The sequence below is a fragment of the Rhodobacter capsulatus genome (assembly GCF_052363185.1).
Lineage (GTDB): Bacteria > Pseudomonadota > Alphaproteobacteria > Rhodobacterales > Rhodobacteraceae > Rhodobacter > Rhodobacter capsulatus_E.
In genome coordinates this window covers 1,005,816-1,028,235 of the sequence record NZ_CP198955.1, presented here as the reverse complement: position 1 = coordinate 1,028,235, position 22,420 = coordinate 1,005,816, and the positions used below count along the sequence as shown (strand labels likewise).

Genomic DNA, 22,420 nt, shown 5'->3' with positions numbered 1-22,420 from the left:
TCAGGCCCCCATCAGAAAAGCGTGGATGTCTTCGGCCGCATCGCGACCCTGCGCAACGGCCGTCACCGTCAGATCTTCGCCGCCAGAGGCGCAATCGCCGCCCGCCCAGACATGCGAAAGCCCGGTGCGCCCCCGCGCGTCGATCTCGATCTTGCCGCCCGAAATCGTCAGGCCTTCAGGCACCGGCCCCAAAGTCTGGCCGATCGCGGTGAAGATCTGATCGGCCTTGATCCGCAAGGTGTCGTCAAGCTGCACCAGCTTGCCATCCCGCGTTTCGGTGCGGGCGAACTCGACCTCGAACCCCTGCTCATCCTTGCGGATCGCCACGGGCGCGGCGTTCGGCACGATCCGCACGCCGTTCTTTTGCGCATGCTCCTGTTCATGGCGCGAAGCGGGCATCTCGGCTTGCGAGCGGCGATAGACGATCGAGGCCGTCTCGGCGCCCAGAAGTTTCGCCTGCACCGCCGCATCGACCGCGGTCATGCCGCCGCCGATCACCACGACGCGCCGACCGACCGGAACCGTTGCCAGATCCTCGGCCTGACGCAGATGCGCGATGAACTCGGTCGCGGGGGTGGCATGTTCGGCGCCGGGGATCGTCAGCGCATTCACCCCCGCAAGACCCATGCCCAGAAACACCGCGTCATGGTCTTCCAGCAGATCCGCCACCGACCCGTTGCGGCCAAGCTTCCAGTTCTCCAGCACCGCGATGCCGCCGATCTGCAGAAGCCAGGCCACCTCTTTCGCCGCAAAACCGCCCGGCGCCTTGTAGGCGGCGATGCCATATTCATTGAGCCCGCCCGGCTTCAGCCGCGCGTCATAAACGGTGACCTCGTGGCCGAGCATCGCCAGCCGATGCGCGCAGGCCAGACCCGCAGGCCCCGCGCCCACGACGGCGACCGACTTTTCCGTGCGCGGCGCGCGGGTGAAGGGATGCTTGCCCGACGCCTGCAGCGTGTCGGTGGCAAAGCGCTGCAGCGCGCCGATCTCGACCGGCTTGCCCTCGGCCGCTTCGCGCACGCAGGCGCCCTCGCACAGGGTTTCGGTCGGACAGACCCGGGCGCACATGCCGCCCAGAATGTTTTGCGACAGGATCGTTTGCGCCGCCGCCTCGGGCGTGCCGGTCAGGATCTGCCGAATGAACAGCGGCACGTCGATATCGGACGGGCAGGCCGTGGTGCAGGGCGCTTCGGCGCAGAAATAGCAGCGCGCGGCGGCCACCTGCGCCTGATGCGCGTTCAAGGGTGGCGCCACATCGGCAAAGGCCTCGCAATAGGCCGCAGGCGAAAGTCGCCCGGGATGCACCCCGGGCCGGTATTGGCTTGTGGTCACTTGGACCTCCCTGGCTTTTGTTCTTGCCCGAAAGGCTGCCACGATCCGAAATTTTATCAATAGGTAAAATAAAGACCCGTCGCAGAAGTTGCGAAGCCACGGGGCATCTGCCCAAGGAATGGGCTTCGAGGGCGCGAAGTGTGGTCAGAGATTCGGCGCAGGCCGCAAAAGACCGCTTTTCGCGCCGGGAGTCGGGGCAGATTCGGCCCGGGAATCGGCCGCAAGCGCGGCGCAACTCTCCAATCGGGCGAGGTGGGAAGCCGGTCGGGGGCTTTCAACCCCTCACGGCCGGTAAAAACGGCGCGACATTTCGACCCGAAAATTTCGGTTGCCTGCGACAGCCCGTCCGACCCCGGAACCGGGGTCCGGACCGGCAAGCTGCGACAGCCTGGCACAGTTCAAGCCCCATTCCGGCGGAAAGCTGGATCCGAACCCCGGTTTCGGCCGCCCCGCCCGCCACCCCGCGCCGCGCCGCCGCAATGCGGAAACCCCCTTTGCAGCATGGCGCTTGCGCCCTGTCGCACCCCCCTGCCGCAGCCCCGGACGGGGGGGCCGAAGCACCCCTGGAATCGCTCAAAGATACGTCTTGGACACCTGTTTTCACTGGGGTTTTGCGCCCCCCGGGGGTGGCCGAATTTGCCGCAGTGTCAGCCCGACTTTACACTTGATCGCCGACACTTGGGCTCCCATAGTGCGTCTCACGAGGTCGGATCACAGACGGTCCGGCAGCGGGGGGGCGCTGAGACGGGGCTCGAACTTAAGTGAGAGAGTTCCTTCAACGTTCCCAATGATCCCAGTTTTGGAGGATTCGGGACAATGACTGACGATAAAGCTGGGCCGAGCGGCCTGACGCTGAAAGAAGCTGAAGAAATCCACAGCTACCTGATCGACGGCACCCGTGTGTTCGGGGCGATGGCGCTTGTTGCGCACATCCTCTCGGCCATCGCCACGCCGTGGCTCGGTTAATCGGGTAGAGGAGAATATACGATGAACAACGCCAAACTCTGGACCGTCGTCAAACCCTCGACCGGTATCCCGCTGATGCTCGGCGCCGTTGCGGTTGCCGCTCTGATCGTGCACGCCGGCCTGCTGACCAACACCACCTGGTTCGCGAACTACTGGAACGGCACCCCGATGACCGCGGTCGTCGCCGTCGCTCAGTGACGCATTGACCTTTGGGCCCACCGGCACCTGTCGGTGGGCCCATTTCTCCGGGGCCGAGCCCCTTGCACTCTCTCTCCGACGGGCGGCTGGACGATGGGCTACCGTGCTTTTGCTCTGAAGAACCTGGCGCGGCACGCTCCGAAGTACCTGCCCTTCGCCGATGTTGCGAGTGAAGAGGTTCCGCTTTCGCGGTTGCTGCGACTCTCGCTCTTTCAGATCACTGTCGGGATGACGATGACGCTGCTCGCGGGCACCCTCAACCGGGTGATGATCGTCGAGCTGGCGGTTCCGGCCTCCCTCGTCTCCGTGATGCTGGCGATGCCGTTGCTGTTCGCACCTTTCCGCACGCTGATCGGCTTCAAGTCCGACACCCACAAGTCGGCTCTGGGGCTGCGTCGCGCGCCCTGGATCTGGAAGGGAACGATTTATCAATTCGGCGGGTTCGCCATCATGCCTTTCGCGCTTCTGGTGCTGTCGGGGTTCGGAGAATCCGTCGACGCGCCGCGCTGGATCGGGATGAGTGCGGCAGCCCTTGCCTTCCTCCTCGTGGGGGCCGGTGTCCACATCGTCCAGACCGCCGGTCTGGCCCTTGCCACCGACCTCGTCGAGGAGGAAGACCAACCGAAGGTTGTCGGCCTCATGTATGTGATGCTGCTCTTCGGCATGGTGGTCAGCGCGCTCACCTATGGGGCGTTGCTGGCGGACTACACCCCGGGCCGCCTGATCCAGGTGATCCAGGGCACTGCGTTGATGAGTGTCGTTTTGAACATGGCTGCGATGTGGAAACAGGAATCCATCAGCCGGGAACGCGCCCGGCAGATGGAGCAGGCGGTGCACCCGACCTTCAAGGAGGCCCTTGGCCTGCTGATGGCCCGGCCGGGGATGCGCGCGCTGCTGACCGTGATCGCGCTGGGCACGTTCGGCTTCGGTATGGCCGATGTGCTGCTGGAACCCTATGGGGGTCAGGCGCTGAACCTGACCGTCGGGGAGACGACGAAACTGACCGCGCTCTTTGCGCTGGGGACGCTTGTCGGGTTCGGCACCGCGTCCCGTGTGCTGGGGAACGGGGCAAGGCCGATGCCTTTGGCGGTGCTGGGTGCACTGGTGGGGGTTCCCGGGTTTGCTGCCATCATTCTGTCCTCGCTGATCAGCCAAGGCGGTATCTGGCTGTTCCTTGGGGGCACCTTTGCCATCGGTCTTGGCATCGGCCTGTTCGGCCATGCCACGCTGACGGCGACCATGCGCGCCGCGCCCGCCGACCGGATCGGCCTGGCGCTGGGGGCCTGGGGTGCGGTGCAGGCGACGGCTGCCGGTGTCGGCGTCGCGCTTGCGGGGGTGGTTCGGGACGGTTTGGTTGCCCTGCCTTGGGCCTTCGGGTCCGGCGTGGCGGGGCCTTACAATACGGTGTTTGCCCTCGAGGCCTTGATCCTGATCGTCGCCATCGCCTTTGCGGTTCCGCTGGCACGGCGCGGGGGACGATGAGACGAGGATCGGACAAGACACCACGACGTGACTGAAGAATGCCCTTGAACCCGAGGAGGACGCATGACGACGGTGATCACACGGCTTTATGCCGATGAAGAAACGGCTTGCGACATCGCAAGACAACTGAAAAGTGAAGGTATCCCGAAACGCGCTCTGAAGGTCGTCGTCGCCGACGGCAAGAAGGGCGCTGCCTTGGCCGAAGCCCTCAAGTCCGCCGGCGTGCATTCCAGCGCGGCTGCGGGCTATGCCGAACGTGTCGCCGGCGGCGCTGCCGCGCTCGTGGCGAAAGTCAACTACAAGCCGCTCGGCGCGGCGAAACTCGTGCGCGCCATCACTGCTCGCGCAGCGGTGGTCGCGGTCGAGAACGCAACCGAAGAGTTCACCTGTGAGGACGCATCTGAAATGACTGACAACATCATGAAAGACCACCGGCACATCTTCCTGCCGCAACCCTGCAAGGCCGACGAAAAGCCCGGCGCCTTCTCGGAGCGCTTTGGCTGGAAACTTCTGCTCGACACCCCGCGCAAGAAGAACGTCTACGAAGGCACCAAGTTCATGTCGCAAGACTTCTGGCCGACGCCGCTGGTGAAAACCACCGCGCCGAAGGTCAAGCTGCTTCCGGCTGACGCTCCGGCGCAATCGGCGAAGTTCTGGAAAGCCCCGCTGCTGAAAGACACGCCGCGTCAATCGAACGTGATCCCGGGCGACTTCCTGCCCTTCTCGAACACCTTCGGCCTGGCGACCATTCAGCGTCGCTGATCACTGACAAGGGGCGGCATTGACCGCCCCTGCACTCCTCGGGTTTGCGCCCGCCTGTCCGCCCTTCTCTGGAAGGTCCGAACAGGCGGGCGTCTTTTATTTCGGCTCCCCTGCCCTGCCCGCGAGTCTTGGCCGCCGGTCTTGGCCGAGGCCATCGCCGAGGTCATGCGGGGACATTGGCCCCGGGACCGCCGGGGCGCCAAAGCGTCCCGGCCAGCGCCCGCCCCGCCCATGGCGGGCGCTTCTCGCCCGCCGGGGCAGGCGCCGGCCTCTGTCACGCTTGCGGATACGGTCGTGCAACGGGCGAGAGCGCTACGGGCGGGGAAAGGCGATGCCTTTCCTTCTCCGCCCGCTCCCACCCTTACGCGGTGATGAAATCGCGCACGAAACTGGTTGCCGGGCGGGCGCGGATGTCCGCGGGGCGGCCGATCTGCTCGATCCGGCCCATCGACATCACCACCACCATATCGGCCAGTTCCATCGCCTCTTCCTGATCATGGGTCACGAAGACCGTGGTCAGGCCGGTGGCGTCGTGAATGTCGCGCAGCCCCTGACGCAGCTCCTTGCGGACCTTGGCATCCAGCGCGCCGAAGGGTTCGTCCAGAAGCAGCATCCGCGGCTCGATCGCCAGCGCCCGGGCCAGGGCCACGCGCTGGCGCTGCCCGCCCGAGAGCTGGCTGGGATAGCGCGCGCCGATCTCGGGCAGCTGGATCAGCTCCAGAAGCCGCGCCACCCGCCGGGCGATCTCCAGCTTCGGCGGCCGCTCCGCCCGCGGCCGGGCGCGCAGCCCGTAGGCGATGTTTTCAAACACCGTCATGTGCCGGAACAAAGCATAGCTTTGAAACACGAAGCCCGCGCGGCGATCCTGCACCCGCAGATTGGTGGCGTCCTGGCCGTCAAACAGCACCCGCCCCGAGGTCGGGAATTCGAGCCCGCCCAGAATGCGCAGAAGCGTCGTCTTGCCCGAGCCCGAGGGGCCGAGCAGCGCCACCAGCGCCCCCGAAGGGATGGTCAGCGACACCGGATGCAGCGCCGCCGTGGTGCCAAAGAGCTTCGAGATGTCCTGAATGTCGATGTCCATCATGTCCCTCAATGGCGGTGGGTGGCGGCGATTTCGTCGGCGTGGCGCAGTTCCAGCACGGTCTTGACCAGCAGCGTGACCAGCGCGAGCGCGGTGAGCAGCCCGGCCAGCGAAAACGCCGCGACCGAGAGATATTCGTTGTAAAGCATCTCGATGGTGATCGGCATCGTCGCGGTCTGGCCGCGGATCTTGCCCGACACCACCGCAACGGCGCCGAATTCCCCCATCGCGCGGGCGTTGCACAAAAGCACGCCATAAAGCAGCGCCCAGCGGATCTTCGGCAGCGTCACCGTGGTGAAGACCCGCCAGCCAGAGGCGCCCAGCGTCAGCGCGGCCTCTTCCTCCTGGCAGCCCTGCTCGATCATCACCGGGATCAGCTCGCGCGCGACAAAGGGGAAGGTGACGAACATCGTTGCCAGCACGATCCCGGGCAGGGCAAAGACGATCGGATAGCCCTGCGCCACCAGCCAGCCGCCGATCGCGGAATTGGCCCCGAACATCAAGACGATGCAGAGCCCCGCCACGACCGGAGACACTGAAAACGGCAGGTCGATCAGGGTGATCAGGAAGGCCTTGGCCCGAAACTCGAAGCGGGTGATGAACCAGGCCGCGGCAATGCCGAAGACGGCATTGAGCGGCACCGACAGCGCGGCAATCAGCAGCGTCAGCCGAATGGCCGAGAGCGCATCGGGGTTGCCCAGGCTTTTGAGCGCGGCAAACCAGCCCTTCGCCAGCGCCTCGACAAAGACGGTCAGCAGGGGCGCCGCGACCAGAAGCGCCATCCCGGCCACGGCGGCCAGGATCAGAAGCCCCCGCACCAGCGGCGTTTCATCGGTGGCGGATCGCCAGTTGCGTTCGGCTGCGTCAGACATCGCCAATCCTCCGGCGGCTCCAGATCTGGATCAGGTTGATGGCAAGCAGCATCGCGAAGCTGATCACCAGCATGGCGATGCCGATGGCGGCGGCGCCGTCATAGTTGAATTCTTCGAGCTGAATCACGATCAGAAGCGGCGCGATCTCGGTTTTCAGCGGGATGTTTCCGGCAATGAAGATGACCGAGCCGTATTCGCCCACCGCCCGCGCGAGCGACAGCGCAAAGCCGGTCAGCGCGGCGGGCAGCAGCATCGGCGCGATCACCCGGCGCAGGGTGGTGAACCGGGTGGCGCCCAGCGTTGCCGAGGCTTCCTCGACCTCGCGGTCGATCTCCTCGATCACCGGTTGCACGGTGCGGGTGACGAACGGCAGGCCGACGAAGATCAGCGCCAGAAAGATGCCCCCTTGCGTATAGGCGATTTTCAGCCCGAGTTCTTTCGCCAAGGCGCCAAAGACCCCGTTCGGCGCGTAAAGCGTGGTCAGGGCGATGCCCGCGACGGCGGTGGGCAGGGCAAAGGGCAGATCGACCGCGGCATCGACCAGACGGCGGCCGGGGAAATCATAGCGCACCAGTACCCAGGCCAAGGCGACGCCAAAGACCAGGTTGAACAGCGCCGCGAAGAACGACAGCCGGAACGACAGTTCCAGCGCCGCCCAGACCCGTTCGCGGTTCACCGTGGCCCAAAGGCCGTCCAGCCCGTAGCTCGCCCCTTGTGCGAGCAGTGCGCCGATCGGGGCCAGCACGACGAGCGACAGCATCGTGAGCGTGATCCCCATCGACAGCCTCAGCCCCGGCATCGGCGAGCGGTGGATCAGCGGGCGCGGCATCGGGGCGGTCCTTTCTGTGAGCCATGTCATTTCCAAAATATCTACCGCGGAAGTCGGGATTGAAAGGGATAAATCACGTCATTCTTTGTCGTGAATATAGAATTTTATTCTCTGCCCCGCCGCGACTCGGGCCAAGAAGGACGTGGGTCAAGAAGGACTGGGGCAAAGAAAAAGGCCCCGCCGGGGCAGGGCCTTTGAAAAGATGGGGGAAAAGGATCAGGCCGGGGCGCCGGTGCCGTCGAAGACGCCCTCGAACAGCACCGAGGACAGGTAGCGCTCGCCCGAGTCGGGCAGGATCAGCACGATGGTCTTGCCCGCGTTTTCGGGCCGCGCCGCCAGCCGCAGCGCCGCCGCCGTGGCCGCGCCGCCGGAAATCCCGGCCAGAATGCCTTCCTCGCGCGCCAATCGCAGCGCCACCGCCACCGCCTCCTCGTTCGTTACCTGCTCCACCGCATCGACCAGCGACAGGTCCAGCACCTCGGGCACGAAACCCGCGCCGATGCCCTGAATCTTGTGCGGACCGGGCTTCACCGGCTCGCCCGCCCGGGTCTGGCTGAGCACCGGGCTCGCCGCAGGTTCAACCGCGACCGAGGTGAGCGCATGGCCCAGCGTTTTCTTGAAATAGCGGCTGACGCCGGTGATCGTGCCGCCGGTGCCGACGCCCGCCACGAAAATGTCGATCTTGCCGCCGGTCGCCGCCGCGATCTCGGGGCCGGTGGTGCGTTCGTGAATGGCCGGGTTGGCCGGGTTCCTGAACTGCTGCAGCAGGACATATTTCGGATCGGAGGCCGCGATTTCCTCGGCCTTGGCGATGGCGCCCGCCATGCCCTTGGCCCCCTCGGTCAGCACCAGTTTCGCGCCGTAAGCCAGCAGCAGCTTGCGCCGCTCAAGGCTCATCGTTTCGGGCATGGTCAGCGTGATCGGAATCCCCCGCGCGGCGGCGACAAAGGCCAACGCGATCCCGGTATTGCCCGAGGTCGGCTCGACGATTTCCTTGCCCGGCGTCAGGATGCCGCGTTCCTCGGCGTCCCAAATGAGCGCCGCGCCTATCCGGCATTTGACCGAGCCCGCCGGATTGCGCGCCTCGATCTTGGCCAAGACGGTGGCGCCCAGCCCCTGCCCCAGCCGTCCCAGCTTCACCAGCGGCGTGCCGCCGATCGACAGCGAATTGTCTTCGAAAACCGTGGTCATCTGCCTCTCCCCGAATGTGGTCCCCCTATCGACCACGCCCGAAGGCGGTTGAAAAGGGGCTAAAACCCGCCGTCCTGAAAGCGGCCGAACTTCGGGAGAATGGTGTTTTGCCGCCGCCGCACGAAAGGAAATTATCCCAAGAAAGCGGCGGCAAAACCGCGCAGAACGCGTCAATCCCCGTCACGACCCCCGATTCAAAGAACAAAATCCGCCTGCGAGAGCAGAGTCGCCCCGTCAAGCAGGATCACCAGATTCGCCAGCCCGTCGCCATCGGTATCGGCCTGCAGCCGGATCTGCGACAGGCCGTCGACCGTCGTCACCACATAGCGCAGCTGCCCCGCCACATGGCCAAAGGCGACGGTGCCGATGAAGGCGAAAGCCTGATTGCCCCCAAGCGCGGTATTGGCGTCGATCAGATGCAGGTCGATCCGGTCGATGCCATGGGTGAAATCGGTCAGCGTATCGCGATTGGCGCCGCCGCTTTCGCCGGTCGCGGCATAGACGAAGGTATCGGCGCCAAGATTGCCGGTCAGCAGATCCGCGCCCAGCCCGCCGCGGATCGTATCATCGCCGGTCAGACCGTCGATCGTATCCGCCCCGCCGCGCCCGGACAGGGTATTGGCAGAGACATTGCCGGTGATCTGGTTGTCCAGCCCGTTGCCGGTGCCGACCACCGCGGCGGTGGCGGCCATCACCAGGTTTTCCAGATTGGCGCCCAGCGTGTAATCGACCCGGGCCCGGACGGTGTCGCGCCCGGCCCCCGCCGCCTCGCTGATCAGATCAAGTCCGTCGGTGTGATAGGTGTCATCGCCCTCGCCGCCCTGCAAGGTATCGGCGCCGCCGCCCCCGTCCAGCGTGTCATCGCCCGCCAGCCCGCGCAACCGGTTCGCCCCGCCATTGCCGACGATCCCGTTCGCAAGGCCATTGCCGGTGCCGTTCAGATCGCCGGTGATCGCGGTCAGGCGCAGGTTTTCCAGATGCGCCCCCAGCGTGAACGACACCGTGGACAGCACCAGATCGACGCCGCCGCCCGCCTGTTCGACCAGCCGGTCGGCGCCATCGGTGAAATAGCTGTCGTCATCGGCGCCGCCGATCAGCAGATCGGCCCCGGCACCGCCGTAAAGCGAATCCGCCCCGGTGCCGCCGCGCAGCGTGTCATCGCCGCCATTGCCCCAGATCGAGTCGATATCGCCCAGCCCGCTCAGGTCATTGGCGGCCTCGTTGCCGGTCAGCCCGTTGCGCTGGCTGTTGCCGGTGCCGTCGATCGCCGCCGTGCCGATCAGCTCCAGGTTTTCGAATTGCGCCCCCAGCGTCAGCGTGGCGGTGCTGCGCACCCGGTCGATGCCGCCATTGGCCGCTTCAACAAGCGTGTCGAGCCCGTCGGTGAGGAACACATCATTGCCGACCCCGCCCAGAAGCGTGTCCGCCCCCGCCCCGCCGTCCAGCGTGTCGGAGCCCAGCCCGCCCTCCAGCCGGTTCGCCGCCGCATTGCCGGTCAGCAGGTTGTGCAGATCGTTGCCGGTGCCGTTGATCGCCGCCGTGCCGGTCAGGGTCAGCCGTTCCAGATGGGCCCCCAGCGTCAGCGTGACCGCGCTTTCCACCAGATCGGTGCCGCCCCCTGCCGCCTCTGTCAGCGTATCCAGCGTGTCGATGACGATATAGGTGTCGTCGCCCGTGCCGCCGATCAGCGTATCGGCCCCCTCGTCGCCCGCCAGCGTGTCATTGCCCGGGCCGCCGATCAGGGAATCGTTGCCGCCCATCCCGTGCAGCAGATCATTGCCGGACAGCCCGTCGATCGTGTCATTGCCGGGGCCGCCGGTCAGCGTGTCATCCCCGATCGCGGCGATCACCGGCGGCGGATCGGTGTCGGGGGGCGTGTAGCCCCCGTAAAGGCGCATGCTCGCAATCAACGTGCCGGATGTGCTGGTCATGACGAACCTCGCTGGGCAAGATTGGAAAAGCGCCCGCGGAAGCCATGGCGGGCCCTGCAAAACACCTCAAGTATCCGCCCGGCGCGAAAAGCCGTCAAGCCGGGCGCCCTTGCACTGGCGCACAGCCGCGCGCCGGGGTCGGGCCCCGACGCGCCATTCCGTCACAGATCGCTGCCGAACCCGTAGGTCTGGGTGACATAGTCGATGTCCTTGTCGCCCCGGCCCGACAGGTTGATCAGGATCGACTTGCCCGGATGGGCCGCCGCCTCGCGCATCGCGAAAGCCACGGCATGGGCGCTTTCCAGCGCCGGGATGATCCCCTCGTGCCGCGACAGCGCGTAAAAGGCCTTCAGCGCCTCCTTGTCGTCGGCGGTGGTGTAATGCACCCGGCCGATCTTGTGCAGATGCGCATGTTCGGGGCCGACGCCGGGGTAATCCAGCCCCGAGGCGACCGTATGCACCGGCGCGGGCTCGCCATTGGCATCTTTCAGCACCAGCGTGCGGAAGCCGTGAATGTCGCCATCCTCGCCAAAGGAGATCGTTGCCGCATGCTCGCCCAGCTTCGAGGAGGTGCCGAGCGGTTCGACCCCGTGCAGGCTGACCGAAGCATCGTCGATGAAGCCCGAGAAAATCCCCATCGCATTCGAGCCGCCACCGACGCAAGCCGCCACCATGTCGGGCAATTCCCCCGTCATTTCAAGGAATTGCTCGCGCGCTTCGACGCCCACGACATGCTGGAAATTGCGCACCATCATCGGGAAGGGATGCGGCCCCACCACCGAGCCGATGGCGAAAAGCGCGGTCTCGGCCTGGGAAATGTAGCTCTGGAAGCAGCTGTCCACCGCCTCTTTCAGCGAGCGCCCGCCAAAGGAGACCGGCACCACCGTCGCGCCCAGAAGCTTCATCCGGGTGACGTTCGGCGCCTCCTTGGCGATGTCGATCTCGCCCATGTGGATTTCGCACTCCATCCCGAAATAGGCCGCCGCCGTGGCCAGCGCGACCCCGTGCTGCCCCGCCCCGGTCTCGGCCATGAGCTTGGTCTTGCCCATGAATTTCGCCAAAAGCCCCTCGGCCATGCAATGGTTGAGCTTGTGCGCGCCGGTATGGTTGAGATCCTCGCGCTTGGCATAGATCTGCGCGCCACCGCACAGCGTCGAGAGGTTCTTCAGATAGGAAACGGGCGTCGGCCGGCCCTGGAAATGCTTGCGGATATGGCGCAGCTCGGCGATGAAATCGGCCGATTTCGAGATCTTCGCATAGGCCTCGCGGATCTCCTTGAAATGCGGTTCCAGCGGCGGCGGCAGCATCGCCCCGCCATAGCTGCCAAACCAGCCGTCCTTGTCCGGTGTCGTCTTGAGATAGGATGTCATCCTCGGTCCTCCCAGGGTCTTGCCGGGCGGGATTTGACGCCGAACCGGGACGCAGGGCAAGGCGCGAAAGCGCCACAGCCGGGATCTTGCGAAAAGGGGCCCGGGGGGCGGATCGCCGCAACCGGGGGTCAACCGCTGCGGCGGGCGTCGCGGGCCAGAAAGCGGGCGAAATCGGCGGCATCCATCGGGCTCGACCACAGGAAGCCCTGCCCGACATCGACGCCCAGCTCGACCAGAACCGCCCGCTGCTCCTCGTCCTCCACCCCCTCGGCGACCGAGCGGATGCCCATGCCGCGGGCGATCTCGGCGATGGCGGCGACGATGGCGCGATCCTCGCGGCGGAAGGACAGGCCCGCGATGAAGCTGCGGTCGATCTTCAGCTCCGCCACCGGCACCTTCTTCAGATCGCCCAGCGAGGCATGGCCGGTGCCGAAATCATCGAGCGACAGTTCATAGCCGCGATCGGCCAGCGCATCGAGCAGGCTGATCGCCATGTCGGTGCCGCGGCCGACGAAACAGCCCTCGGTGATTTCAAGCAGCAGGTCGCGGCCGTCGATCCCCCCGGCCTCGAACATGGCGATGGTGTCGAGCAGCAATTCGGGCGATTTGATGTCGTCGGGATGGATGTTGAGCGCGATCTTGCCCGGACAAAGGCCCGCGCCGCGCCAGCCCTGCAGATCGGCCGCCACCGTTTCGGCGATGCGGCGCGACAGATTGGGCAGCAGGCCGCGTTCGGCGGCGATGGTCAGGAAACTGTCGGGGGCAATGGCCGAGCCATCGGGCCTGCGCCAGCGCACCAGCGCTTCGGCGCCCAGCAGGCGGCCATCGGTCAGCGCGATCTTCGGCTGATATTGCACATAAAGCTGCTCGCCTTCCAGCGCCTCGCGCAGGCCCGCTTCGATCCGGTTGCTTTCGATCACCCGGCGACGCAGCTGTTCGTCAAACAGCAGGCACTGGCCGCGCCCGGTCTCCTTGGCGCGGTTCAGCGCCAGATCGGCCTTGAGCAGCAGCTCGACCGGATCGGCGGCGTCGTTGGGGCAGATCACCGCCCCGATCGAGGCCCCCGGATGCACCCGCCGCCCGGCCAGATGGGCGGGCTGATCAAAGGCGGCCAGCAGGCGCCCGGCAATCGGACGGATCTGCGCGGGATCGGCCACCTCGGCGAGGATCACCGCGAATTCGTCGCCGCCCAGCCGCGCGATCACATCCCCCGCGGGCAGGGTGGCCCGCAGCCGCCGGGCGATCTCGGCCAGAAGGTCGTCGCCGACGCCATGGCCGAACAGGTCGTTGACGTTCTTGAACCGGTCAAGATCCATCAGCAGCAGGGAAAAGCCCTGACCGCTGGCACGCTGGCGGGCCACCGCCTCGGCCAGGCGGGCGTTGAAGGCCTTGCGGTTCAGCAAGCCGGTGGTGTCGTCGATATTGGCCAGCAGGTAGTTTTCGTCGCGCGCCTGACGCAGGCTGTGCACCGCCCGCGACAGCGCCGCCAGCGAGTCGTCGCGCTGGCGCGCGGTTTCGCCGATGCGAAAGGCGAAATAGGCCAGGAAGGCACCATAGACGAGCGCATAAAGCGTCACCGTCCAGGCCTGCGCCCAGCCGCCAAGGTGAAAGGACAGGATCACCGCCGCAAGGATCGTCCCCTCGAAGGCGAGGGCGGCGACAAAGGCGCGGTGCAGCATGAAGGCGCCGCCCGCCAGCATTCCGGTGCAGACCAGCAGCACGATCAGCGGCTCGCCCGCGCCATGCAGGCCAAGCACATGCAGCGGCAGCACCGCCCAGGGCGTGGCCAGCAAGACCGAGGTCGCGATCAGCCGCCGCGCCGCCCGCGCCGAGACCCGGGTGACCTTGCGCCCGGCGGCGCGTTTCGACATCCGCCCCAGCGTCAGCCCCAGCGCCATCACCGCGCCGATCCAGATCAGCAAAAAGGCATCGCCCCCCCATTCCAGCGAGCCCAGCGCATAGATCAGCGCGTTGATCACCGTGACGATGACCCCCGCGGGGGTGCCATGCACCACGCTGGCGACGTCTTCGGGGCTGGGGTGCTTGGTCAGCACCGCCCCGATCCGGGCCAGCAGGGAGTGGATCAGACGCAACACGGCAATCTTTCTTTGCAGACAGTCGACCGGATCATGACCGCAAATGGTAACCAGCGGCTGAAGGCGGATCGAAAAATCGTGCCGCGGGGCCGGAAAGCGGTGAAAATCAGCCCCCCGCCGCAGCACAGGTGGCGGCACAGGTCGCTGCACAGGTGGCGGTGCCGCCCGGATAGGCGTCCAGAAACGCGCTGGCAGGCATCGGCTTGCCGAAGAAATACCCCTGCCCGACATCGCAGCCGTGCTGGCGCAGCCAGGCCACCTGTTCGGGCGTGTCGATGCCCTCGGCGACGGTGCGCAGCCCAAGCGCCGCCGCCATCGCCAGCGTCGCGCGCACGATCGCATCCGAGGCGCCATCGTCCAGCGCGATGCGCGAGACGAAACTGCGGTCGATCTTCAGCTCCTTCAGCTGCAGCTTCTGCAGATAGCTGAGCGAGGAATAGCCAGTGCCGAAATCATCGGCCGAAAGCTCGAAGCCCGCCGCCAGCAGCGCCTCGATGCTGTCGCGCGCCTCGGAGTTCAGATCGACGACCGCGCCCTCGGTGATCTCGAACAGCACATCCTCGGGGCCCAGCGCCGCCGCCGCCAGATGCGCCAGCACCGCCTGCCCGAACCGGGCGCGGCGCAGGCTTTCGGGCGAGAGGTTGACCGAGACGCACAGCCGCTGCCCGCGCCCGCGCAGCTCGGCCAGGAAGGCGCCGACAAGGTCGATCATCAACAGGTCGATGTCGCGCACCAGTCCGGTCTTTTCGGCGATCGGCATGAACAGGTCGGGGCCGATGCCCGCCAGCGCCGGATCGGTGCAGCGCACCAGCGCCTCGGCGCCCGAGAGGCTGTCGCCTTCCAGCAGATTGACCTTGGGCTGCAGATACAGCGCAAAGGCGCCGTCACGGATCGCCCGTTGCAGCGATTGCCCGATCGTCGCCTCGCGGGCGAGGCGGTCGCGCAGCTTCGGCGTGAACGGCACCGAGCGGTTGCCGCCCAGCGCCTTGGCCTCATACATCGCCAGATCGGCGTTCAGCCACATTTCCTCGGGGCTTTGCGCATCCATCGGAAACTGGCTCAGCCCCATCGAGGCGGAGAGATAGAGCGGCTGGCCGTCGATGTCGAAAGGTTCGGCAAAGACCGCGCTCAGCATCCGCGTCGCCCCCTCGGGCTCCTCGGCGATGCGGCAGCGGCGCAGGAAGGTGAATTCCTCGGCGCCGACGCGCGCCAGAAGCTGGTCGGGCTCGCGCAGCGCCTCCAGCCGTTCGGCGACCTTGCAGATCACCCGGTCGCCCAGCTGCGGGCCGAAGCGGTCCTTGATCTGCTGGAACTGGTCGATCGACAGGAAGACCTGCTGCAGCAATTCACCTGCCCCGCGCGCCCGCGCCTGTGCCGGGGCCACCTGGGCGCGGAAGGATTCGCGGTTCGGCAGGCCGGTCAGCGCATCATGGGTCGCGGCATGGCTCGCCTCCTCGGCGGCCTCGGCCAGACGCCGTTCGTCCTGCAGCCGCTGCGTGATGTCGGAGACCGAGCAGACCACCTGCACCGGCCCGCCGCGCGCCGCCATCGGCGCCGCATTGACCGAGATCACCCGCTCCGTCCCGTCCGCGCGCGGCAGCGTCAGGCGCAGGTCATGCAGCGTCTCGCCCCCGCGCGCGACGCGCTCGAACGGGAAGCCGCAGCCGGGGCTGCCGTAAAGCCAGCCCAGCGCGCTGTGGTCGCGCCCCACCAGACCCGCCCCCGCGGCATCGAGGATCTGCTCGGCCTCCATGTTGGCGAAGACGATCGCCCCCGAAGGATCGAAGGCGAGGATGCCCGAGACCGAGGTTTCCGTCAGCCGCTGCAGGAAATCGCTTTTCGCGATCAGCTCGGCCTCCAGTTCCTTGCGGCGGGAAATGTCGACATGCACGCCCGACAGCACCTCGGCCTCGCCGGTGGGCGACACCTCGACGGCGCGGCCGCGCGACAGGATCCAGACCCAATGGCCATCGGCATGGCGCATGCGGAATTCTTCGGTGCAGAAATAATCCCGGCTGAGGAATTTGCGCGCCTGCGACCGGGTCATCTGCGCCAGATCTTCGGGATGCACGAGCGCGCGCCAGTCGTCGATGGTCAGCGGCTGCGGCAGGTCCTGCAGCCTGCGCCCCAGCATCGCCGCCCAGCGGTCATTCACCGTCAGCCGGTCGGTGCGGGTGTCGTGCCGCCAGGTTCCGACCTCGCCGCCGGCGATCACATCGGCCAGGCTGTGATGGGCCTGCTGCAGGTCGGTGACGTCCAGCGCGAAACCGAACAGGCTGCCCTCGGGGTCGCGGCGATGGCCATCGACATCGGCGACGATCTTGATCCAGCGATACTGCCCGTCCTCGGCCCGCAGCCGCAGCAGCAGCGGCGGCACCGAGTCGATCTGTCCCAGCATCACCGCCCGCTGCGCCGTGAAATGGGCATCGCAGGCGGCCAGATCCTCCGGATGCACCCGCCCCTGCAGATCGGCCTGGTGCAGCGGCCCCTCGCCCACGAAGCCCAGCGCGCGCGCAAGGCTGCCGCTGGCGCGAAAGACCACCTCGCCCGCTGCGGTCATGCGGGTTTCCCAGGCACAGCCCCCCGCCGCGTCCAGCGCCCCGCGCAGCCGGTCCTCGGCCCGGGTGACGGCGCGCAGCGTGTGTTCAAGGCGGCGAAAGGCAAAGCGCAGCATCAGCCACAGCCCCAGCGAGGTGAGCGCGATGAACCCCCAGCCTTTCAGCGTCTGATAAGATTGATATTGCGGCAGATCCCCGGCCACCAGCGCCAGCAGCCGGTCACTGGTCAGGATGTAGAGCACGCCGACCAGCGCATAGGCGGCGGCGATCCGAAACGCGGTGACATGTTGAACCAGTCTGGCGGGCATGGTGTGCCTTGGGTGTGTTCCGGGTCAGGGAAAGTCGGACACGAACGCGGACGATGTGTCAATCGCCGTGAACGGACCGCCCCGAGACCCTTGGTCAACCTGCACCGGAAGGGATGAAGCAATCCTGACGATTTCCGCGACAATCCCCGAATTTCAAAGGCATTTTAGAAAATTCCGACACGCAGGCCGGGCCGGAAAAGGCGCCGACGGTCGGGGGACCGTCGGCGGCGGGGGTCTGAAGCCGGGTCAGGCGCGGGCGGCGCCCTCGGCCGGGATCGGTTTCTTCAGCGCGATCAGCAGGCCCGTGGTCACCAGCGTGCCGATGACGATCGAGGCGGCGTAAAGGCCCAGATGGGTCACCGCATTCGGAATGGCCAGCACGAAGATCCCGCCATGCGGCGCGACCAGCAGGCAGCCCAGCGCCATCGACAGCGCCCCGGTGATCGCCGAGCCGACGATGATCGCGGGGATCACCCGGGCCGGGTCCTTGGCGGCGAAGGGAATGGCGCCTTCGGTGATGAAGGAGAGCCCCAGCACCGCGGCGGCGCCACCGGCTTCGCGTTCTTCCGCGGTGAAGCGGTTCTTCGCAACCAGCGTCGCCAGCGCCAGACCGAGCGGCGGCGTCATCCCCGCGGCCATCACCGCCGCCATCGGCCCATAGGTCTCCGAGGTCAGAAGGCCCACGGCAAAGGTATAGGCCGCCTTGTTGATCGGGCCCCCCATGTCGACGGCCATCATGCCACCGAGGATCAGGCCAAGAACGACGGCATTGGTGGTGCCCAGCCCCTGCAGGAACGAGGTCATCGCCGCCAGGATCGCCGCCACCGGCTCGCCCACCACATAGACCATCACAAGGCCGGTGATCGCGGTGGACAGAAGCGGCAGGATCAGGACGGGTTTGAGGCCCTCAAGCGTGCGCGGCAGCTGGATCGCGTCACGCAAACAGCGCGCGACATAGCCCGCCAGGAAGCCCGCGACGATCCCGCCCAGGAACCCGGCGTTCAGGTTCACCGCCAGCATGCCGCCGATCAGACCCGGCGTCAGGCCGGGACGGTCGGCGATCGAATAGGCGATGAAGCCCGCCAGAACCGGAACCATCAGCTTGAAGGCCGCGCCGCCACCGATCGCCATCAGCGCCGCGGGCAGCGTGCCCTCGGCCTCGAAGGCCTTGATGCCAAAGACAAAAGACAGCGCGATCAGCAGACCACCGGCGACCACCAAGGGCAGCATGTAGGACACGCCCGTCAGCAGATGCATGTAGGGGCCGGAGCGGTTCGCAGCGCGTTGCGCCTTCAGCGCATCGACGGTATCGGCCAGATTGCTGCCCAGCACCACGCCTTCGGCCAGCGCCGCATCCAGCACCTTGGCCGCGCCCTTCACCGCCGCCCCGACCGAGGTCTTGTAGACCTTTTTCCCGCCGAACCGGCTGTCATCGACATGGGTATCGGCCGCGATCACCACCAGATCGGCGGCCTTGATCTGCGCCTCGGTCAGGGCGTTTTGCGAGCCGACCGAGCCCTGGGTCTCCACCGCGATCTCCCAGCCGCGCGCGGCGGCGGTCTTTTTCAGCGCATCGGCCGCCATGAACGTATGGGCAATGCCGGTCGGACAGGAGGTGATCGCCACCACCTTGAGCGGCCTTTGGCCTGTTTCCTGTGTCATCTGCGGGGTCTCCTCTCCGGTCAGGGCAAGGGCCTCGGCCAGAACCGCCGCCGTCCGGGTGACGGCGCGGCTGGTCGTGGTCCGGTAAACGGGTTTCGTGACGAAGCGGGCCTCCTCGACACGGATATCGGCGGCGATCACCACCACATCGGCGGCGGCGATCTCGGCCGCCTGCAGGGGCGCCTCGACGCCCATGGCAGAGTGGCGCTCGACACGGATGTCATGGCCCATCTGGCGCGCGGTGGCGGCCAGCGCCTCGGCGGCCATATGGGTATGGGCGATGCCTGTGGGACAGGCGGTCACGGCTATGATGTTCGACATGGGTTCCTCCCCTTCGGCTCAGACGGGCGGCAGCGTCTTGACGGTGACGCTGCGGGCCAGCCCGGCGATGCGGTCTTGCGGCGGCAGATGCGGGCCGATCTCGCCCAGCGCGCCCAGCGAAAAGGCGGTGGCGAGCGCGGCGGTGTCGGACAGGCTCAGGCCGCGCGTGGCGCAATGGATCAGCCCCGCCACCATCGCGTCCCCCGCCCCCACGGTGGAGGCGACCCGCGTCGCGGGCGGGATCGCAAGGGCAATCTCGTCGCCCCGCGCCAACACCGCGCCCGCCTCGCCCATCGACACAGCCACCAGCCCGACGCCTTCGGCAATCAGATCGCGGGCGGCGGCCATCACGGCTTCAAGATCGGTCAGGCTGCGGCCCAGATGCGCGCCAAGTTCGGCCGTGTTCGGCTTGACGATATCGGGGCAGGCCGCCAGCGCCAAAGCCAGCGCCGGGCCCGAGGTATCGACGGCGACCTTTGCGCCGCCTTTGCGGGCAATCGCGGTCAGATGGGCATAGGCCTCCGGCCCCAGCCCCTCGGGCAGGCTGCCGCAAAGGGCAACCCAATCAAGGCCTTGCGCCAGCAGATCGGTCAGGCGCGCGGCCACGGCGTCCAGATCCGCAGGCCCGGCCGCAATGCCCGGGAAGTTCAGATCGGTGACCTGATCTTGCAGCGGATCGACGATCTTGACATTCGTCCGCGTCGCGCCGGGCAGGCGCAGGCAGGCATCCACCAGCCCCGCCGCCGCGAAATGGCGCGCAAAAAGCGCCTCGTTTTCAAGGCCCAGCAGGCCGGTCACCGCAACCTCATGGCCGAAATGGGCCAGGAACGAGGCCACATTGACGCCCTTGCCGCCCGCATCGATCCGGGACGCCGCGACCCGGTTCACCGCATCGGCGGTAAAGCCCGGCACGGTCACCGTCTGATCGACGGCGGAATTGAGCGAAACCGTCGCAATCCGGGGGCTCATGTCAGCCCCCGCACTTCAGCGGCGTCGCAGCACGCCAGTGCGCGGCGCGCCAGATCGCGGTTGTCCGCCATCGAGGACCGGCGCAGCTGCGCCTTGATCCCGGCCACCGCGGGGATGGAGACCGACAGTTCCCGCACCCCAAGGCCCGAGAGCACCGCCGCCCCCATCGGATCGCCCGCGATGCCACCACAGGCGCCGACCCAAATCCCCGCCGCATCCGCCGCGCGGACGGTGAAGTCGATCAGCCGCAGCACCGCCGGATGCAGCCCGTCGGCCTGTTTCGCCAGCACCGGATGCATCCGGTCCATGGCAAGGGCATATTGCGTCAGGTCATTCGTCCCGATCGAGAAGAAATCGACCCGTTTCGCCAGTTCCGCCGCCATCATCACGGCGGAGGGGATCTCGATCATGATCCCGATCTCGACCGGTTCGGCGCCAAGCTCGGCCCGGACCTCCTCGGCGATGCGGCGGGCGGTCTCCAGCTCCTCGATCATCGCGATCATCGGGAACATGATGCGCACATGACCCTTGGCGGACGCCCGGTAGATCGCCCGCAACTGGGTGCGGAACAGGTCTTCGTGGCTCAGGCAAAAGCGGATGCCCCGCACGCCCAGAAACGGGTTTTGTTCAACCGGCATGCGCAGATAGGGGATTTCCTTGTCACCGCCCACATCCAGCGTGCGGATGATGATCGGCAGCCCGTTCAGCGCCGTCAGCATGGCGGAATAGATCGCCACCTGTTCGTCTTCGCTGGGCGGGGCCTCGCGGTTCACGAACAGGAATTCGGTGCGCAGAAGGCCCACCCCCTCGGCCCCGGCCTCGACCGAGGCGATGGCCTCGGCCACGTCCGAGATATTGGCAACCACTTCGACCCGCGCGCCATCGACCGTCAGCGCGGGCTTGTAGCGTTCGCGCGCCTCGGCCTCGCGTTGCGCCGTCAGCGCCGCCATCGCGGCCTCGGCGCGTGCCGTATCGGCAGGGGTGGGCGCCACAACGATCACGCCTGCGCCGCCATCGAGCAGAACCGGCGTGCCCGCGGGCAGGTCCAAAAGCCCCGCGCCAAGGCCCACGACGGCCGGAATATCAAGCGCGCGCGCAATGATCGAGGTATGCGAGGTCGGCCCGCCCTGCGCCGTGGCAAGGCCGCGCACCAGCGCCGGATCCAGCCGCGCGGTGTCAGACGGCGTCAGGTCATCGGCCAGAAGGATGCAAGGCGCGGTGGGCAGATGGGTTTCGCCACTCTGCACCCGGCCCAGATGTTGCAACACGCGCTGTCCCGCATCGCGCAGGTCGATGGCGCGGCCCGAGAGCACCGCATCCTTCATCGCCCCCAGCAGGTCGGCGCGCTCGCTGAAGACCCGATGCCAGGCAAACCCGGCCGAGCGGCCCTGCCCGATCAGCGCCTTGGCGGCCTCGACCATTTCGGGGTCGTGCAGGAACTCCTGATGCGCGCGGAAGATCGCGGCGCGGGCGGGGCCGGATTTCTTCCAGACCTCGTCGTGCAGCTCTTCAAGCTCGTGCCAGGCGGTCTGAAGCGCGGCCTCCAGCCGGTCGGTTTCAAAGGCCGCATCCGTGCCGTCGGTGTCAAAGACCACCGCGTCGCGGGCAAAGCGGAAGACGGGGGCGAGCGCGTAACCCGGCGAGGAGGAGATGCCATGAAGGGTGCGCCCCTCGTAGCAGGCCATCGACGCCCCCGCCCCCGTCAGACCGGGCGTTGCGGCTTCGGGGGCCGCCGCACCGGTGTCTTCTTCGTCCTCAAGCCCGGCCTCGAAAGCCGCGGCGATGGCCGCCAAAGCCGCTTGCGCATCCGGGCCCTCGGCGCTGACGCGCAGCGCAGCCCCCTGCGCCGCGCCCAGATTGAGCAGCGAAATCAGGCTTTTGCCATTCGCCACCTTGGCGCCGTTGCGCAGCCGGATCTCGGCCGCAAAACCCTTGGCCAGATCGACAAGCGTGGTCGCGGGCCGTGCATGCAGCCCATGCACGCCCGTCACCACCACGTCAAAGCCCTGCGCGAAATCCGCGGGCACCTCGGTGGCCGCCACGGGCGCCGCGGCGCCAGTCAGCCGCGCCACGATCACCGCGGCGTCCGTCGTCGTCGCCAGCCGCTCGGCCTCGGCCTCGTCGGCCAGAACGTCGGTCAGATTGCTCAGAACCTGCAGATGCTCATCCGATTTCGCGGCGATCGCCACGACCAGACGCGCCCTGTCGCCCGGCGCCCAGTCCACGCCCGCGGGCAACTGCACCACCGCAATCGCGGTGTCATGGATCAGGTCGCGATCCTGCGGCAGACCATGCGGAATGGCGATGCCATTGCCAAGGAAAGTGTTCGCGACGGCCTCGCGGCCCATCATGCTTTGGCCGTAACGCGGGTCGATCTTGCCCGCGGCGGTCAGCAGGTCCACGGCCTGCGCGATGGCATCGGCCTTGTCGGTGGCCGTCTTGCCGATGGCCACAAGTTCGCTGGTCAGGGGTATCACGGTTCCTCCTCGGCA

16 protein-coding genes are annotated in these 22,420 nt (G+C 67.1%); 4 read left to right on the top strand and 12 right to left on the bottom strand.

Annotated features, from left to right (window positions below; genetic code table 11):
* Positions 1 to 1,332 (bottom strand): NAD(P)-dependent oxidoreductase, encoded by a 1,332-nt coding sequence (locus ACTTAG_RS05250; RefSeq protein ID WP_444464484.1) that lies wholly within the window; start codon positions 1,330 to 1,332, stop codon positions 1 to 3.
* An 816-nt stretch (positions 1,333 to 2,148) separates the two neighbouring features.
* Here ACTTAG_RS05250 and ACTTAG_RS05245 point away from each other — a divergent pair.
* From ACTTAG_RS05245 to ACTTAG_RS05230, 4 genes are all read left to right on the top strand, one after another.
* The gene (locus ACTTAG_RS05245) at positions 2,149 to 2,298 is read left to right on the top strand and encodes a light-harvesting protein (protein ID WP_097068188.1); all 150 of its coding nucleotides are present in this window, start codon (positions 2,149 to 2,151) and stop codon (positions 2,296 to 2,298) included.
* 21 nt (positions 2,299 to 2,319) lie between these two features.
* Positions 2,320 to 2,496: a light-harvesting protein gene (locus ACTTAG_RS05240; RefSeq protein ID WP_444464483.1), complete on the top strand. Its 177-nt coding sequence runs from the start codon at positions 2,320 to 2,322 to the stop codon at positions 2,494 to 2,496.
* A 93-nt stretch (positions 2,497 to 2,589) separates the two neighbouring features.
* The gene (locus ACTTAG_RS05235) at positions 2,590 to 3,978 is read left to right on the top strand and encodes a PucC family protein (protein ID WP_444464482.1); all 1,389 of its coding nucleotides are present in this window, start codon (positions 2,590 to 2,592) and stop codon (positions 3,976 to 3,978) included.
* Positions 3,979 to 4,041: 63 nt separating this feature from the next.
* Positions 4,042 to 4,740 (top strand): hypothetical protein, encoded by a 699-nt coding sequence (locus ACTTAG_RS05230; protein ID WP_444464481.1) that lies wholly within the window; start codon positions 4,042 to 4,044, stop codon positions 4,738 to 4,740.
* Positions 4,741 to 5,101: 361 nt separating this feature from the next.
* Here the strand turns inward: ACTTAG_RS05230 and ACTTAG_RS05225 are convergent, their stop codons facing one another.
* From ACTTAG_RS05225 to ptsP, 11 genes are all read right to left on the bottom strand, one after another.
* Entirely contained in the window at positions 5,102 to 5,821 is a 720-nt protein-coding gene (locus ACTTAG_RS05225; protein WP_444464480.1) for a sulfate/molybdate ABC transporter ATP-binding protein, read from the bottom strand.
* A gap of 8 nt (positions 5,822 to 5,829) precedes the next feature.
* Complete coding sequence (cysW, locus tag ACTTAG_RS05220) at positions 5,830 to 6,693, bottom strand: sulfate ABC transporter permease subunit CysW (protein WP_444464479.1); 864 nt, start codon at positions 6,691 to 6,693, stop codon at positions 5,830 to 5,832.
* Positions 6,686 to 7,522 carry a sulfate ABC transporter permease subunit CysT gene (gene cysT, locus ACTTAG_RS05215; protein WP_444464478.1) on the bottom strand — a complete coding sequence of 279 codons (837 nt, stop codon included), beginning with the start codon at positions 7,520 to 7,522 and terminating at the stop codon, positions 6,686 to 6,688. Before cysT ends, cysW begins: the two co-directional genes overlap by 8 nt.
* Before the next feature lie 216 nt (positions 7,523 to 7,738).
* Positions 7,739 to 8,713: a cysteine synthase A gene (gene cysK / locus ACTTAG_RS05210; RefSeq protein WP_444464477.1), complete on the bottom strand. Its 975-nt coding sequence runs from the start codon at positions 8,711 to 8,713 to the stop codon at positions 7,739 to 7,741.
* A gap of 194 nt (positions 8,714 to 8,907) precedes the next feature.
* A complete protein-coding gene (locus tag ACTTAG_RS05205; protein WP_444464476.1) occupies positions 8,908 to 10,644 on the bottom strand; it encodes a calcium-binding protein in 1,737 nt (578 codons plus the stop codon).
* A gap of 161 nt (positions 10,645 to 10,805) precedes the next feature.
* Entirely contained in the window at positions 10,806 to 12,014 is a 1,209-nt protein-coding gene (trpB, locus tag ACTTAG_RS05200; protein WP_444464475.1) for a tryptophan synthase subunit beta, read from the bottom strand.
* Between the two features lie 128 nt (positions 12,015 to 12,142).
* Positions 12,143 to 14,110, bottom strand: coding sequence for a putative bifunctional diguanylate cyclase/phosphodiesterase (locus ACTTAG_RS05195; RefSeq protein WP_444464474.1), 1,968 nt, complete (start codon positions 14,108 to 14,110; stop codon positions 12,143 to 12,145).
* Positions 14,111 to 14,216: 106 nt separating this feature from the next.
* The gene (locus ACTTAG_RS05190; RefSeq protein WP_444464473.1) at positions 14,217 to 16,976 is read right to left on the bottom strand and encodes a sensor domain-containing protein; all 2,760 of its coding nucleotides are present in this window, start codon (positions 16,974 to 16,976) and stop codon (positions 14,217 to 14,219) included.
* A 246-nt stretch (positions 16,977 to 17,222) separates the two neighbouring features.
* Positions 17,223 to 18,959: a PTS fructose-like transporter subunit IIB gene (locus ACTTAG_RS05185; RefSeq protein WP_444464472.1), complete on the bottom strand. Its 1,737-nt coding sequence runs from the start codon at positions 18,957 to 18,959 to the stop codon at positions 17,223 to 17,225.
* An 18-nt stretch (positions 18,960 to 18,977) separates the two neighbouring features.
* The gene (gene pfkB / locus ACTTAG_RS05180) at positions 18,978 to 19,928 is read right to left on the bottom strand and encodes a 1-phosphofructokinase (protein WP_444464471.1); all 951 of its coding nucleotides are present in this window, start codon (positions 19,926 to 19,928) and stop codon (positions 18,978 to 18,980) included.
* Positions 19,925 to 22,405 carry a phosphoenolpyruvate--protein phosphotransferase gene (ptsP, locus tag ACTTAG_RS05175; RefSeq protein WP_444464470.1) on the bottom strand — a complete coding sequence of 827 codons (2,481 nt, stop codon included), beginning with the start codon at positions 22,403 to 22,405 and terminating at the stop codon, positions 19,925 to 19,927. The genes pfkB and ptsP overlap by 4 nt, the downstream gene beginning before the upstream one ends.
* Positions 22,406 to 22,420 lie beyond the last annotated feature (15 nt).